We start from the raw sequence: 15,911 nt of genomic DNA on the forward strand, positions 1-15,911 counted from the left end.
CACCACACTCGACGCCGAGTGAAGGAGCCGCACCGTGTCCGAGTCGCAGTTCCCCATGCCCTCCTCCGGCGACACCCCCAGCCGCCGCCGTTTCCTGCGGATCACCGCCGTCGGCACGGCGGCGGCCACCGGCCTCGCCCTCACCGGCCAGGCGCACGCCGTCACCTCGTTCATCCACCCCGGTGTGCTGCACAAGGTCTCCGACATCCAGCGGATGAAGACCCGGATCGCTGCGGGCACCGAGCCCTGGCTGAGCGGCTGGAACGTCTTCAGGGCGGACCAGTACTCGCAGTCGACGTACACCATGCACGGCCCGTACGCCTCGGTCGACCGGGGCAGCACCGAGCTGTACAACTGGGAGTTCTGGAACGACTGCAACGCGGCCTACCAGAACGCCCTGATGTGGAACCTCACCGGAGACACCGCCCATGCGGCAAAGGCACTCCAGATCGTCAAGGGCTGGTCGGGCACGCTCACCTCCATCACCGGCAAGGACGCCCAACTCGCCGCTTCCATCTACGGGTTCAAGCTCGCGGCGGCGGCCGAGCTGATGCGCTACACCGCCCCCGCCGGCAGCTGGTCCGCGGCGGAGATCACCCAGACCGAGAACCTGTTCAGGAACGTCTTCCTTCCGCTGATCAACACTTTCGGCGACGCCGGCTGGGGCACCAACTGCATCAAGGCGATGCTGGCCATGGGCGTGTTCTGCAACGACACCGCGGTGTACAACGCCGGGGTCGACGCCTTCTACAACCACAGCTGCTGCAAGGTCACCCGAGTGCTGAGCGACACCGGCCAGTGCGTGGACAGCGGCCGGGACCAGGCGCATACGCAGCTCATCATCGCCAGCCTCGCCGAAGCCTGCGAGATCGCCTGGATCCAGGGCCAGGACCTCTACGGCGCCGCCTCCAACCGGCTCCTCGCCGGCTTCGAGTACACGGCGAAGTACAACACCGGCAACGACGTGCCCTACGCCGTCTGGGGTTCCTGCCAGGCCACCTACAACTCCCTCTCCACCGTGGAGCGGGGCAACCTGCGGCCCATCTACGAGATGGCGTTCAACCACTACGTCAAGCGGCGCAGCCTTCCGGCGCCGTGGACCTACACCGCGGTCGAGGCCGTCCGCCCCGAAGGGGAGGGCTTCCAGTGCGACGACGTCGGCTTCGGCACCCTGCTGTTCACCCTCTGATCCCTCACCCGGCGGAGCACCCGTGATCCACAACCCCGTCCTGCGCGGCTTCGAACCCGACCCGGTGATCCTGCGGGTCGGAGACGACTTCTACGTCGCCACGTCGACCTTCGAGTGGTACCCGGGCGTACGCCTCCACCACTCCCGGGACCTGGTCAACTGGTGTCCCCTGGGCGGAATCCTGGACAGCCGGCGCCTGCTCGACCTCACCGGGGTGCCGGACTCCGGAGGCATCTGGGCCCCCGGACTCTCGTATACGGACGGCCTGTTCCACCTCGTCTTCACCGTGGTGGACACCTACGCCGAGGGCTGGAAGGACCTGCCCAACTACGTCACCACGGCCCCCGCCGTCGAGGGCCCCTGGTCCGATCCCGTACCGCTGCACGGACGCGGCTTCGACGTCTCCCTCTTCCACGACCACGAGGGCGACGGCCGCAGCTGGCTGCTGAACATGCGCTACGACTGGAGGCCCGGGCACGAGTCCTTCGCGGGCATCGAACTCCAGGAGTACGACCGCACGACACGGTCCCTGCTCGGCGAGGTCCGGACGATCTCCGTGGGCACCGCCGCCGGGGTCGCCGAGGGGCCGCACCTCTACCACCGGGACGGCTGGTACTACCTCGTGCACGCCGAGGGCGGAACCGGCTACGAACACGGGGCGGCGGTAGCCCGCTCCCGCGACCTCTTCGGCCCCTACGAACCCGACCCGGCCGGCCCCCTGCTCACCTCCCGGCACGACCCGAAGCTGGAACTCCAGAAGGCCGGCCACTGCTCCCTCGTCCAGACGCGGAAGGGCCAGTGGTACGCGGCCCACATCACCGCCCGCCCCTACAGTGAGCGCGGACGGTGCGTCCTGGGCCGGGAGACCGCGCTGCAGCCGGTGACCTGGACCGAGGACGGCTGGCCGCGCATCGCGGGCGCGGTCCCGGCCGTGACCGTACCCGCGCCCGATCTGCCGTCCGCCCCCGCGCCGGAGCCGTCCGCCACGGACCGGTTCGAGGCGCTGGGCCCCGACTGGTCCACCCTGCGCCGTCCGGCCACCCCCGACTGGATCGAACCCGCCCCCGGACGGCTCCGCATCCGGGGCGGCCAGTCACCCGCGGGCCGTCGCACCCCCAGCCTCGTCGCCCGGCGTGTCACCGCACAACGGTGCGCCTTCGAGACCGAGTTGACCTTCGCGCCCCGCACCCCCGACCACCTCGCCGGACTGACCGCCTACTACAACACCCGCAACTGGCACTACCTGTACGTCACCGCCGAGGACGACGGCTCTCCTGCGCTCCGGGCTCTGAGCTGCGAGGCCGGGGAACTCACCGCGCACCCGTCCCACGTCCCCCTCGAAGCGGGCCGTCCCGTCCTCTTGCGGGCCGAGTTCGACGGCCCCGACCTGCACTTCTCCTACGAAACCGGCTCCGGCGGTCTCCAGCCACTGGGACCGGGGCTCGATGCCACCGTCCTGTCGGACGAGCACGCCGACGAGTTCCACGGCGGACAGCTGAGGGCCCTCGGCTTCACCGGCGCGATGCTGGGACTGTGGGTGCAGGACCTCGACGGAGCCGGTGTCCACGCGGACTTCGCCCACGCCACCTACCGGCCCGCCCCGGACGGCCGCCGATGACCCTCCTCGACCTCGGCCGCATACGCCTGTTCTGCACCACCCTCGGCCCGGCCGGCGCGCCGCCCCCGCTGCTCCTGGTCCACGGCTGGGGCGGCGACGGCCGGGAGTGGTCGCCGCACGCCGAGGCGCTCGCCGACGCGTTCCACGTCCTCGTCCCCGACCTGCGCGGCCACGGCCGCTCCGAAGTCCCGGACCTGGGCAACACGCCGCAGGAGATGGCCGACGACCTGGCGGCGCTGATCGACACCTCGGACACCGGGCCGGTGACCGCCGTCGGTCACTCCATGGGCGGCCAGGTCGTCAACCTGCTCGCCGTCCGCCACCCGCGCCACGTCCGGTCCGTCGTCATCCTGGACCCGGCGCACGGGGCGCACGGCGAGGAGGTCGAGCAGATCCCCGACCGACGCCGGGCGTACGACGAGCAGGGCGCCCGGGCGGCGGCCGCCTTCGTGTCGGGAGCCTTCGGGCCGGACGCCCCGCCCGGACTGCGCACCGCCCACGTCCGCACCATGCTCGGCACCCCCGACCACGTCATCGCCCAGGCATACGCGGGCATGTACACCGACCCGGGCGCCATCGGCGTCCGCCCGCACAGCGAGGCCCACCTGCGCCGCCGCTCCCAGCCCGCCCTGACCGTGTGGACGTCCTCCGAGGCCGCCGCATGGGAACGCGGCACCCTGCACGTGCCCGGCTCCCGCGTGGAGCACTGGCCGCACACCGGCCACTACCTGCACGAAGAACGAACCGAACGCACGATCCGCCTGATCCGCGACTGGGTGACGGGGGAGAACCTCGGCTGAAGGCGGCCCGCCCCCCCGTACGCCTCTCACCCTCCGTACGCCTCTCACCCGCTGTTCCACCCACACCCGATGGAGAGCCGCATGTGGCATGCCCCGGTGACGGGGCCCAGACGCGCACAGCGCTGGGCGACCCCCCTCATACTCACCCTGTGCGCCCTGCTGGCAGCCCTGCTGCCCGCCTTCCCCGCCCGCGCGGCGACACCGGCCGCAGCCGGTGAGCCGAGCGCCTATCCCACCGTCACCCTGCGCGAGAGAACCAGCGCGGCCGGGTTCGTCCACCCCGGCATCGCGGTCAGCGCCGCGAACCTGAAGCTCGCCCGCAGTCAGGTTCTGGGCGGTGTCGAGCCGTGGGCGTCGTACTACGCGGCGATGCTGAAGACCAAGTACGCCTCCGCCTCCCTCCTCCCCGTCAACCGGGGGCCCGTACCGGACACCCCGAAGACGGATGCCTTCAACTCCCAAGGTGTGGAAGGGCAGTTCATCGAGGACGCCTTCGGCGCGTACACCCAGGCGATCCAGTACTTCATCACCGGCGACCCGGTCTACCGCGCCAACGGCATGCACATCATCCGCACCTGGTCCCACATGGACCCGGCCAAGGTGGCGTCCTACCCGGACGACCACATCCACGCCGGTATTCCGCTGATGCGGATGCTCGCCGCGGCCGAGATCTTCCGCTACTCCAGCGTCAATCCCGGCGTCGACGGCTACGACACCACCTGGACCGACAGCGACACGACCAACCTGACGAAGAACCTGATCACCCCGGTCATCAAGGTCCTGCTGTCCGGCAACACGTTCTTCATGAGCCAGCAGCCCTACCCGCTCGTCGGTGAGATCGCCGGCTACGCGTTCACGGACGACAGGGCCGGGTACGACCGGGCCGTCGAGGTGTTCTCCGTCAACTCCGGCAACCCGGACAAGAACACCAACGGAGCCCTCGCCTCCCTGATCCGCGAGATCAGCGCCAAGGACCCCCTCAACCCGTACGGTCACTCCTTCGTGCAGGAGCAGGAGATGGGCCGCGACCAGGCACACGCCTGGGACGGCATCAACGCCCTCAGCGAGATCGCGCGCCTGCTGACCGTCCAGGGCACCCGGCTGGACCCGGTCACCGGGACGGTGTCGACCAAGCATGACGCCGTCTCCCCCTACCGCTTCGGCAACGACCGGCTGCTCGCCGGACTGGACGCGTTCTACGCGTACATGATGGGCAAAACGATCCCCTGGATCGACACCACCGGCGGCCCCGGGAAGCCGTCCGAGGCCTATCGCGGCCGCCAGTTCGACCCGATCGACGAGCTGTACGACGTCTACCGCTACGACCTCGGGGTCGACGTCGAGAAGAAGGCCCCCAACGTCGCGAAGATGCGCGAGCAGGCCGACGGCCCGACCTTCTACTGGGGCACCGGCGCCTACAACTTCTGGAACAGCAATCCCGACTACAACCCGGACTACTGGCTCTCCCTGCCCAAGCAGACGGCCGGACAGACCCGGCCCACGCAGTCCAGCCCACTGGTCCCCGTGGCCCGCCGGAGCATCGCCCTCGACCGGCGGAGCCGGATCGCGCAGGCCGACGGGCACGACATCGTGCGGCTGCGGGCCTCGAAGAAGGGCGCCGGCATCGCGGTCCGCACCCTGATGTACGACAGCCGCGACGGCTACAGCCCGGTGGGTGTCCTGATCCGCACGAACGGCCCGGCCACCCTCGAGATCCGCAAGAACCCGTCACTCGCGCCGTACCACACGGTCAACCTGCCGGACACGCACGAAAAGTGGCGGTACGTCACCTACGACATGGACTACGCCGTCGTGCCCGGCAGCACCGGGGGCGAGAACCTGGCTTACTACACGGTCGTCGGCGCGTCCGGCGTCACGGTCGACGTCGACAGCGTCAACCTCCAGGCCAAGGCGCAGCTCAGCCCGCCCCTCTTCGCCAAGGGACAGGGGACCACGCTGATCGGAGTGGCCGGCAAGCCCCTCGGCCGGTCCCTCGCGGCCACCGACTCCGGCGGCGGGAGCCTGACGTACGAGGCGCCCGGCCTGCCGAAGGGCGCGAGGGTCGACCGCGGGACCGGGGCCTTCGACTGGACGCCGGGACGGTCGCAGACGGGCACCTTCCGTACGAGCGTCGTCGCCTCCGACGGCACTGCGGACACCGTCCTGGCCGTGACACTGAAGATCGCCCGCGACCGGCAGGGCGCCCTCGCCCTGGCCGGGGCCGGGTTCGACGCGAAGGCCACCTATGTGACCGCGACCCGCGACGCGTACGACACCGCGATCTCCTCGGCGCGGACGGCCCTCGAAACGGCCGGCGACCACGATTTCCTCGACGCGCTGGCCGACGTGCAGAAGGCGGTGCGGGGCCTGGAACTGCTCAACCCCGAACTCGCCGACGGCACGCTCGCCTATCCGGCCCTGGTGACCTCGTCCCTGCCCGCGACCGGCGTGTGGAACATGGCCGACGACGACGTCAACACCTTCTCCGGCGACCTCACCGCACCCTTCACCCTGGACTTCGGCGCCGGCTTCCGGGTGCAGGCCGACGCCTTCGGACTGCGGGCCCGGTACAACTTCGCCAACCGTTCACAGGGTGCCAACGTCTACGGGTCGAACGACGGCTACACCTGGACACTCCTGACGAAGCGGGAGACCACCGACACCACGCCGACGTTCCCCATGGAGACCATCCCGGTCCGCTCCGAGGTCCAGGGCAAGGCGTACCGGTACTTCAAGATCCAGGTGGACGACCCGGGCATTCCCACCGACCCCAACTACCCGGGCCTGTCCTCCTACAGCGAACTGCGCGTCCACGGCGAGCGGGTCGAGGCCGCGCGGGCCGTGTCGTCGGTGTCGGTCTCCACCAGCAACTCCGACCCCGGCCGCGCCGTCAACGGCGACACGATCACCCTCGATGTCGTGGCCACGGCTCCCCTGGCCGACGTGGACGTGACAGTCGAAGGCGGCACCGCGAAGGTCACCCACAGCGACGACCGGCACTGGCGGGCGACGTCCGTCCTTCCGCAGGACGTCGACTACGGACGCGCCCTGCGCTTCGCGGTCGACTACAGGACGGCCGACGGCCGGACGGGCTCGACGGTCACCGACACGACCGACGGCTCGTCACTGCAACTGTGGAACACACATGTGACAGAGGTTCAGGTCGCCAAGGACTGGGTCGACGCGTCGTCGCCGCAGTTCCCGGGGACCGGCACGACGGCGGCCAACGGCTTGCGGATGTTCGACGGCGACCTCACCACCGCCACCGACACCACGTCCGGCAACGGCTGGGTCAGCGTGAGACCGGCCGACGGCTCCTCGCTGACACTCGACGCGGTCATGGTCCGCCCGAGAACCACCTTCGTGAACCGGGGCAACGGCACGGTCGTCCAGAGCTCCTCGGACGGCGGCCAGACCTGGCAGCCCCTCGTGACCATCACCGGGATGACCAGCGACCAGCAGTGGTACACCTTCAAGCTGCCCAGGAGGACGGTCACCCCGATGCTGCGGATCTACGACGGACACGGCGGCTTCACCAACCTCGCGGAGGTCCGGCTGCTGAAGTTCGACTCGGCCCTGTCGTAGGCGTCTCGACCCGTCCGGTGGCGGTAGGTGTCTTTGGATCTTCTTGTGCTTTCGCGCCGCCCGTGCTGGACGGGTGCTGGATGCGTGCGCCTTTCCGGAGGCCAGAGCTTTGTCGAAGAGTTCCGCTTCAACGTTCAGTTTTCGCCGCCCCTTGCTGTCCGCTTCAGGGACCTGGTCTCCTGCGCGTGACGTGCTGCTGTGATCAGAACCGTCTCGCGGTTACGAGCGGAGCCGGGGCGCTAGAGGTCGGCCCGAGCCTGCCACCAAGTGCTCGGAAGCCGACTGCTGCATTCGTCATTTGGGCTTCCCCATTGGTGTCTGTGCCGGCTGGCCCCACCACGGGATCGGCGGCTGGCCAAACCGGCGATTCTCCTGAGCATTGTCTGCGTTTCGTTGACGGACACCTGCGACCTCCTTGTCTGCGGTGCGGCCTCTTCAACGCGTCGCTGGTGGGGTCGCGTTCTTGCCAGGCGACGTGGGGTGTCCCTGGGGTCGCGGTAGCGGACTTCCGTGGGAAGGGTCCACCTTCCACATGGCGTCTTTCATCTTCTCCAGTCCCAGCTCGTGCTGGGCTGGTCACTCCTCGCGGCGGGCGATCACCCGGAAGGCGTTGGAGAAGCGGCTGCGGCGGATCAGCGGGGCGAGGAGCCGGTCCAGGGCGTACATCGGGAAGCAGAACGGTATGCCCGCCCAGAAGACCGTCTTGGTGACCGCGGTGCCGAGACGGCCCGGGGGCCGGGGCAGCCAGGGCTCGTCGCGGAACGGCAGCAGCCGCAGCACGTACAGCCCTACGAGCGCGGTGAAGTCCACGGGGATATGGGACTCCTCGCGGTCCGTCGCCACCACCGTGAAGCCCAGCTCGGTGAGGGCCCGGCGCAGGTTCCTCATGGTCACGAAGTGCTGGTGCTGAGGCTGGAACCACGGCAGCCAGTACCGGCCGAAGAGGCGGCCGAAGGGCGACTCCGGGTTGGGTACCTCGATGATCAGGTGGCCGCCGGGGCGGAGCACGGTGTGAACCGCGGCCAGTTGGGCCTTCGGGTCCGTGGTGTGCTCCAGGCAGTGGAACATGCTCACCGCGTCGTACTGGCCGGCGAGTTCGTCCGCGAGGTCGGGCAGAAAGCCCTGGTAGGCCCGCTCGATGCGCCCCGACTGCTGCGCCCCGAGCACATGGGCGCCGATGTCGAGCCCGTCGAAGGTGGTGCCGGGCAGTGCTTCCCTGGCCGCCAGGCAGAAGTCACCGCCCGCCGTGCCGACGTCGAGCCAGCGCTTCGGCCGGGCGTGCCGCCGCATGGCCGCGGCCCGCTCGTGGTTGCGTTCCCTCGCGGCGTCGCTGTCCAGGGCGCCGCCGATCTTCTCGGCGTACAGGCCGTCGTAGAAGTCCCGGTAGTAGAAGACCAGTCCGGCCGCGCTGAGCTGCGGGTTCTGGAAGGTGTGTCCGCAGTCGCGGCACTGGTCCAGGGTGAAGGTGCCGGGCTTTCGCTGCAGCTGGTCCTTGGTGCGCAGGCGGCGACGCAGTTGCCGCGCGCCGCACCAGGGGCAGTCGGTGCGGCGCGGCTCGAAGAACCGGGCGATGCCGTCGGCCAGCTCTGCCTGGTACGCGGGGCGCAGGCGGGCGACGCGTTCGGCATCGGAAGCAGGGGGCGGTGGGGCGGGTGTGTCGGGGGTGTCGGGGGGCTGGTTCGTGGTGGCCATGTCCGTGGTCTCCTCTCGTTTCACTCTTCGGCACGGCGGTCGCCCTGCCGGTCGGTCGCTCACCGCTCCCGTGACTCCTGCGGCTCCCGTGGCTTCTGTGCCGCGAACTTCTCCAGGTACGCCGCCGCGGCAGCCGCCCCGCCCGCCGCACGGAAGGAGTCCCCGACGCGCCGGGCCGCCGCGCGGTAGGCGGGCCCGTCGAGTACGGCGTCGAGGGCGGCACCGATCCGTCGGCGGTCGGCGCGCCCGAAGCGCACCCGCACCCCGGCGCCGGCGCCGGTGACCTGGCCGGCGATCAGTGGCTGGTCGTCCCGGATGGGCGCGACCACCAGCGGTACGCCGTGCCACAGGCACTCGGCGACGGTGTTCTGCCCGGCGTGGCTGACCATCGCTGACGCCCGTCGCAGGAGCGGCAGTTGGGGGATCCGGGGCAGCACCAGGAGGTCGGCGTCGGACTCTTGGCCGAGTACCCCCCCGGGGTCGGCGAGTACCGCCTGCAGCCGCCGCCCGCGCACCCGCACGGCGGCCGCGCACTCGGCGAGGAAACGCGCCCCCAGGTCGGTGTTGGCAGTGCCGAGTGAGACCAGGACGGTGGCCCGGTGCTCGTCGAGCCACTCCCAGGGGAAGTCGGCGGCCGGGCGCCCGGTGAACGCCGGACCGACGTACCGCAGCTGCGGCAACTGGGGGCCCGGGCCCGCGAGTTCGGGGGTGGTGAAGGAGAGCACCAGGTCGGGGGAGAAGCGCGGATCGTGGGTGCGCCCCGGGTCGCCGAGGCGGGCGCGCAGCTCCGCGACGAGCCCGGCGGTCCACCGAGCCACCTTCGGCATGCCGTCCAGGGCGTCGCTGATCTCCGCCGGGGTGGTCGACGCGGTGGCGTACGGCACCCCGAGGCGCTCGGCGACGAGGGCACCGGCGAGGGCCTGCTGGTCGGCGACGACGACATCGGGCCGGAACCCCTCGACCGCGCGGCGCACACCGGGCGCCATCGCCCCGGCGAGCGGCACGAGGAACTCCTCCCACAGGAAGCGCAAGGCTGCGGCACCGCGCAGGGCAGCCGGACGTTCCAAGAGCGTGGGCACGTCGCACGGGTACACCTCGGCTTCGGGCCCGGCCAGTTCCCCGACGAACCCGGGCAGTCCGGCCCAGGCGACCCGGTGCCCGCATCCGGTCAGCTCGTCGGCCACGCTGACCGCCGGGTTGACGTGCCCGACCAGGGGCGGCACGACGAACAGAAAGCGGCTCACGGCGCGACCAGCTCCCGGTGGCCGTCCCGTAGCCAGTCGAGCAGCAGCGGGACGACCGTCTCGGGGGTGCCGACGAGCACGGAGTGCCCGTGCCCGGGCACCGTCAGGGTGCGGCAGCGGGGCAGCAGCGATTCCAGCCAGGGCGCCGTGTCGGCCAGGTCGGAGGTGGCGCCGTACACCGCGCAGACCGGCACGTGCAGGCTCTGCCAGGACTCCTCGGCGGGGACGGGGCAGGATGCGATGTCCTCGGCGATGGAGGTGCCGTGCAGCAGCCGGGTGGCCCAGCGCACCAGGCGGGCCTCGTGGCGGCCGTAGGTCTCCTCGATCCACGGCAGGGTGCGCTCGTCGTGGAGCTGGTGGGCGGAGCCGGCCAGGATGCCGCTCATCTTCTTGGCCCAGGCGGCGGTCGGCGGCTCGGACTCGAGCATCAGGATGCCGGCGACCCGCTCCGGGCGGCGCAGCGCGTAGGCGAGGGCGACGGTGCCGCCGAACGAGTTGCCGACCAGGTGGACGGGCCCTTCCAGGGCGAGGGCGTCCAGGAGCGCGTCCAGGTCGCCGCTGAAGTCCTCGACGCCGTAGCCGCGCGGCGGGCGGGAGCTGCGGCCGTGGCCGCGCTGGTCGTACATCACGACGTCGTGTCCGGCTGCCGCGAGCGCGGGCGCGATGGTGAAGTAGTAGCTGGTCAGATTGTCGGTGGCGATGCCGTGCACGAGAACGACCGTCTGGGGCGGGCCCGGTTCCGGGGTGGGTGCGCCGCTCAGCCGCTCCACGTTCAGCCGGATCCCGCCCGCCTCGATCGTGGTCACCGCAGGCACCCCGCGATGTACTGGACGAGTTGTCCGACGGTCAGTCCGATGATGTCGGAGAGTTCGAGCGAGGCGAACCAGGCGGGGAAGTCGACCCGGTCGCCGTAGCGCCCGCCCAGCTCGGCGGTGAGCGTGACCAGGTCGATGGACTCCAGGTCGAGGTCTTCCACGAAGCGGGTGTCGGAGGTGATCGGGGTGTCGTCCAGTTCGAGGTCGTCGAGGACCGTGTGCAGCGCGTCGGTGACCTCGGTGAGGACGGCGGCGTACGCGGGGCCGGTGGTGGCGGGGCTGGTCATGACGGGCTCTCCTCGGTCCAGGCGACGGCGTAGGTACGGGTGGGCAGCCCCGGCGGGTTGGTCACATCGGCGAGCCGGATGCGCCGCAGCCGGCCGGAGGGCGCCCGGACCGTGAGGGCACGGGCGCCCTCTTCGACCTCGACCGCCGTGAAGTCCCGCGGCCGGCCGCCCAGTCCGGTGCCCTCGGCCTTGGCCGCGGCCTCCTTGGCGGCCCAGAACCGGGTCAGCGGGCCGGGGCCGCCGCCGAGCCCGGTGAAGAGCGCCCGCTCGTCCGGGGCGAGGATGGCGTCGTACGTCGTTTCGGGGCGCTCGACGATCTCCTCGATGTCGATACCGGTGCCGGTGCCGGTGCCGGTGCTGTCGGCGGCGGGGCGGACGAGTGCGACGGCGGCCTCCCGGCAGTGCGCCAGCGACAGTTCCAGAGGCGGGAGCTCTCTGCCGTGTACGCCCTCGGGGCGCGGTCTGCCGCCAGGGTCGTTGGCGACCCGTATCTCGGCGGGGAAGACGGGGCCCGCGCCGTGCGCCCACAGGTGGCGGCGCACGGCGTCCTTGGCGGCGATCCGGCCGAGCAGCCACGGGCGCCGGCCGCGCGGGGGGTGCCCGGCGTACTGCTCGCGCTCAGGGCCCGCGAGCTGGCTGCGCATGTAGATCTCGCGGGATGCGGGGTCGGGCCAGCGTTCGAAGACCAGCTGCCAGCCGCCCTCCTGGGTTTCCGACAGAGTGTTGTGCTCGGGCCATCGCTTGACCGGATCGACCTCGGGCGGCGAGTCGAAGCGCCGGTCCCGCCAGCCGCGGATCTCGGCCCAGACCTCGCCGTCGCGGGCGAGCTGGGCGTCAGCCACCAGGGCGGTGTCCGTCACGGTGGTGACCCTGATGTGGCAGTCGAGTGCGGTGCCCTGTTGCGGAGGCGGGCCGTGGAAACGGATCTCCTCGACGCCCGTCGGGAAGACGATGGTGCGGTCGGGGTGCGTGGCCATCAGCCAGTAGCCGAGCAGCTGACCGACGTTGTCGAGGAGCGCGCCGGGCGCGGACGGGGTGGTCAGGACACCGCGGACGTGCCGCTCGCCGAGCGCGCCGATCTCGGTGACGCCGCGGAACCGCGGCCCGTGGAACATCCAGCGGTCGTCGTACATCTGCCGCGCGGACACAGCCGGACGGCTCTCCGGGGCGTCCGTCCGCCACGGCCGTGGGCGGGGCGCGGTGTCGTGCCCGTGGGCGGTCTCGACCGTGGCGCGGGCCTGGCGCCCGAACTCCACGGCGTACCGCCCCTGTCCCTCGGGCCGGACCGTGACCGTGGCCTCGGTGGGCGGGGCGGCGACGGTCCACTGCAGGAACCGGGCGTCGTGCACGGCCACGGCCCTCCCTGGGCCGGGCACGGCGTCGATCATGTGCTGCACCAGGGAGGTGGCGGGCACCACGGGCCAGCGGTCGGCGATCTCGGGCCAGTGCGCGGGCTGCCGGAAGAAACAGTGGTCGGCGAGGTACGGCATGGTGTCGAGTGCGATGCGCAGGGTGATGACACGGGGAGTGGCGGCAGGCGGCGGCACCGACCCGGTCGCCGAGGGCTCGGGGGGCGGCGCCGAGGGCGCGGTGCGGCGCGGGGCCGCTGCCGCGGCGAACAGCTCCGCCAGTTCCGCTGCCGTGTCCGCCGTCTCGCCGAGCAGCGAGCGCAGTTCGGCCGCCACGGGGCTCCGCGCGGCCACGGCCGCGAGCCGGTCCAGCCCGGGTGCGGGTGCCGCGCGCAGGGTGCTGCGGAGCCGGTCCCGGGTGGCGGCGTCGAGCGAGACGAGCCCGGAGCCGAGGGTGAGGGGGACGGTGACGGGGGCGGGGGCGGGGACGGCTCGCGGGCTCTCCGCGGCCGTACGGACGGTCTCCGCCGTAGGGTCGGTCTCCGCCGTACGGGCAGGCGCCGCCGTCGACCGAGGCGTGGCCCCCGCCCGCAGCGCCGCGAAGTCCGGCTCGGCACCGTGCGACCAGAGTCCGGCCGCCACCCGGTACAGCTGCGAAAGCCCGCTGTGCCGGGGTGTGTTGGCGCTGAGCGTCAGGCACGCGTGGCTGGTGAGGGTGTCGTCCACGAGAGCCGGCAGCTGGCCCTGGCCCAGCTGGACGAAGGCCCGGAACCCGGCGTCGTACAGGGCCGTGGTGAGATGCCGGAAGCGGACCGGTTCGAGCAGGTGGCGCAGGAAGAGCGCGCGCGCCGCGGCCTCGTCGGCCGGGAAGGGCGCGGCGGTCGTGGCGGACCAGACGGGCACCCGGGGCGGGTGCAGCGTGAAGCCGCGCGCGGCCTTCTCGATGGAGGTGAGGTACGGGGCGAGCATCGGCGTGTGGAAGCCGGACTCGAAGGGCAGCAGCCGACCGAGCACTCCCGCGCCGCGCAGCCGCCCGGTGAGCGCCTCGACCTGGTCGTGAGGCCCGCAGACGACGGTCTGGTGGGGCGCGTTGTCGTGCGAGACGACGACGTCCGGGTACGCCGCGAGCTCGGCGTCCACCTGGTCCGCACCGGTGCCGAACGCGGCGAAGGCGAGCCCTGGGACGCGCAGCGTGGCCGGGTCGAAGTCCCGCAGGAAGGCGTCGACCTCGGCGTCCGCGTACATCCCGCCGACCGCCATCGCCGTCCATTCCCCCACGCTGTGCCCGGCCAGCGCGTCCGGCCGGACGCCGATCCGGGCGAGCGCTCCGGCGAGCAGCCGGCCGAGGCCGACGACGGCCGCACCGTGCCGGGCGACGTCGCCCACGCGGGCGTCCGGCCAGTGCGGCTCCGGCAGGCCGAAGTGGCGGGCGACGTCCTCGGCCCGCGGCTCGAACTCGGCCTCCAGCCCTGGGCAGAGGAAGGCGATCTTCCCGCGGCCCGTGCCGAGCACCGGCCGCGGCGCGCACCAGACGTCGCTCCGGCCGCCCCATGTCCGGGCGCGGGCGACTGCCTTGCGGGCCAGGGCGAGGCGGCGGTCGGTGGGGTCCAGGACGGCGACGCGGGCGCCCCCGGCTCCCCTCGCTCCGCCCCCGTCGGCGGCCGCGCGCAGCGCGGTGTCGTCGGCGTCGAGCAGTTCGGCGAGGTTCTGCGGGGTCGCGGCGGCGAGCCGCAACAGCCGGGGCGGCTCGGCCACTTCGGCACGGCCCGAGGAGGCAGCAGGCCCAGCGCCCGGACCGCCGGGTGCCGGGGCCGCAGGCGCGACGGCCGGGGCCGACGCCGATGCCGGTGCGGGAGCCGACGCCGGGGCAGGCGCCCATGCGGGGGCAGGCACGGGCTCCGGTACCGACTCCAGGACGACGTGGGCGTTGATCCCGCCGAAGCCGAAGGCGCTGACCGCGGCACGTCGGACGTCCCCGTCCCAGGTCCGGGCCTGCCCAGCCGGAGCGAAGCGGGTGACGCGGAGCGCCGGGTGCGGGTCGTCGCAGTGCAGGGTCGGCAGGAGCATGCCGTGGTGCACCGCCAGGGCCGCCTTGACGAGGCCCGCCACACCCGCCGCCGGCATCGTGTGGCCGATCATCGACTTCACGGAGCCGATCACGGCGTCGGGCCCGGCGTCCGGGTCCGGCGGCCCGAACACCTCGGCCAGCGCGGCCAGTTCGGCCCGGTCGCCGCCGGGGGTTCCGGTGCCGTGCGCCTCCAGGAGGCCGAGCGACCCCGGTGCCGCCGGGTCGAGCCCCGCCGCCGCCCAGGCGAGCCGGACGGCGCGGGCCTGGCCGCCGGGGTCCGGGTTGACCAGGGAGCCGGCCCGGCCGTCGCCGGCCACGCCGACGCCGCGGACGACGGCGTAGATCCGGTCGCCGTCGCGCCGTGCGTCCGCGAGCCGTTTGAGTACGACCACGCCGGTGCCCTCGCCCATCAGCACACCGTCCGCGTCCCGGTGGAACGGGCGGATCCGCTGGGACGGCGACAGCGCCCGCAGCCGGCTGAAGACGGACCAGAGTGTGATGTCGTGGCAGTGGTGTACGCCGCCCGCGAGCATCACGTCGCAGCTGCCCGAGGCGAGCGTGCCGACGGCCTGGTCGAGTGCGACGAGCGAGGAGGCGCAGGCCGCGTCCACGGTGTAGGCGGGGCCACGCAGATCGAGCCGGTTGGCGACCCGGGACGCCGCGAAGTTGGGCACGAGGCCGATCACCGACTCGGGGCTCTGCTCCCCGCCGAGCGCGGCCGTGAACGCCATCCGTACCGCGTCCAGCCGCTCGCCGTCCAGCTCGGGCAGTAACTCGTGCAGGGTGCGCACCAGTTGGGCGGACGTACGCACCTGCTGGTCGAGTCGGGCGAGCCCGTCGCTCAGATAACCGCCGCGGCCGAGCACGACACCGACCCGGGAGCGGTCTTCGGGCAGTGCGGCCTCGCCCGCGTCGGCGAGCGCGGCCGCGGCGGTGCGCAGTGCGATCAGCTGGTCGGGTTCGGTGCCGGGCACGGAGTCCGGCATGAGTCCGAAGGCGGTCGGGTCGAAGGCGGCGAGCGCGTCGAGCCCGTCGACGAAGCCGCCGCGGCGGCAGTAGACGCCATCGAGGCCGCGCCGTCCGTCCGGGTCGTAGTAGGTGTCCGCGTCCCAGCGGGCCCTGGGCACGTCGGAGATGGCGTCAGCGCCGGTGACGAGGTTGTGCCAGTACGCGGCCAGGTCGCAGGCGCCGGGCAGGGTCACCGCCATGCCGACGATGGCGACGGGCTGCCGGTGCCGCGGGGCGGTCGGTCGCATCGTGGGGT

Annotated in this window: 9 protein-coding genes; 4 read left to right on the plus strand and 5 right to left on the minus strand. The window is 72.4% G+C overall.

Going from position 1 to position 15,911, the window contains the following annotated elements; all coding sequences use genetic code 11:
- The first annotated feature begins 34 nt into the window (after positions 1-34).
- The 4 genes from ACFCXS_RS27800 to ACFCXS_RS27815 all read left to right on the plus strand — a co-directional run bounded on the left by ACFCXS_RS27800 (position 35) and on the right by ACFCXS_RS27815 (position 7,192).
- Entirely contained in the window at positions 35-1,189 is a 1,155-nt protein-coding gene (locus ACFCXS_RS27800) for an alginate lyase family protein (protein ID WP_376646060.1), read from the plus strand.
- A gap of 22 nt (positions 1,190-1,211) precedes the next feature.
- Positions 1,212-2,807 (plus strand): glycoside hydrolase family 43 protein, encoded by a 1,596-nt coding sequence (locus ACFCXS_RS27805; protein ID WP_376646061.1) that lies wholly within the window; start codon positions 1,212-1,214, stop codon positions 2,805-2,807.
- Positions 2,804-3,607 (plus strand): alpha/beta fold hydrolase, encoded by an 804-nt coding sequence (locus ACFCXS_RS27810; protein WP_376646062.1) that lies wholly within the window; start codon positions 2,804-2,806, stop codon positions 3,605-3,607. Before ACFCXS_RS27805 ends, ACFCXS_RS27810 begins: the two co-directional genes overlap by 4 nt.
- Positions 3,608-3,703: 96 nt before the next feature.
- Entirely contained in the window at positions 3,704-7,192 is a 3,489-nt protein-coding gene (locus tag ACFCXS_RS27815) for a putative Ig domain-containing protein (RefSeq protein WP_376646063.1), read from the plus strand.
- Between the two features lie 576 nt (positions 7,193-7,768).
- On the opposite strand, the gene ACFCXS_RS27820 is transcribed toward ACFCXS_RS27815, so the two are convergent.
- Genes ACFCXS_RS27820 through ACFCXS_RS27840 form a run of 5 tightly spaced genes read right to left on the minus strand, consistent with a single transcriptional unit; the run spans position 7,769 to position 15,903 of the window.
- On the minus strand, positions 7,769-8,884 hold the full coding sequence (locus ACFCXS_RS27820) for a class I SAM-dependent methyltransferase (protein ID WP_376646064.1): 1,116 nt from the start codon (positions 8,882-8,884) through the stop codon (positions 7,769-7,771).
- A gap of 59 nt (positions 8,885-8,943) precedes the next feature.
- Complete coding sequence (locus ACFCXS_RS27825; protein WP_376646065.1) at positions 8,944-10,128, minus strand: glycosyltransferase; 1,185 nt, start codon at positions 10,126-10,128, stop codon at positions 8,944-8,946.
- The gene (locus ACFCXS_RS27830; protein WP_376646066.1) at positions 10,125-10,934 is read right to left on the minus strand and encodes an alpha/beta fold hydrolase; all 810 of its coding nucleotides are present in this window, start codon (positions 10,932-10,934) and stop codon (positions 10,125-10,127) included. Before ACFCXS_RS27830 ends, ACFCXS_RS27825 begins: the two co-directional genes overlap by 4 nt.
- Positions 10,931-11,230 (minus strand): acyl carrier protein, encoded by a 300-nt coding sequence (locus ACFCXS_RS27835; RefSeq protein WP_376646067.1) that lies wholly within the window; start codon positions 11,228-11,230, stop codon positions 10,931-10,933. Before ACFCXS_RS27835 ends, ACFCXS_RS27830 begins: the two co-directional genes overlap by 4 nt.
- Entirely contained in the window at positions 11,227-15,903 is a 4,677-nt protein-coding gene (locus ACFCXS_RS27840) for a beta-ketoacyl synthase N-terminal-like domain-containing protein (RefSeq protein ID WP_376646068.1), read from the minus strand. The genes ACFCXS_RS27835 and ACFCXS_RS27840 overlap by 4 nt, the downstream gene beginning before the upstream one ends.
- Positions 15,904-15,911: the final 8 nt, after the last annotated feature.

It is taken from the genome of Streptomyces sp. NPDC056373, from assembly GCF_042262425.1.
In the GTDB taxonomy this organism is placed as follows: domain Bacteria; phylum Actinomycetota; class Actinomycetes; order Streptomycetales; family Streptomycetaceae; genus Streptomyces.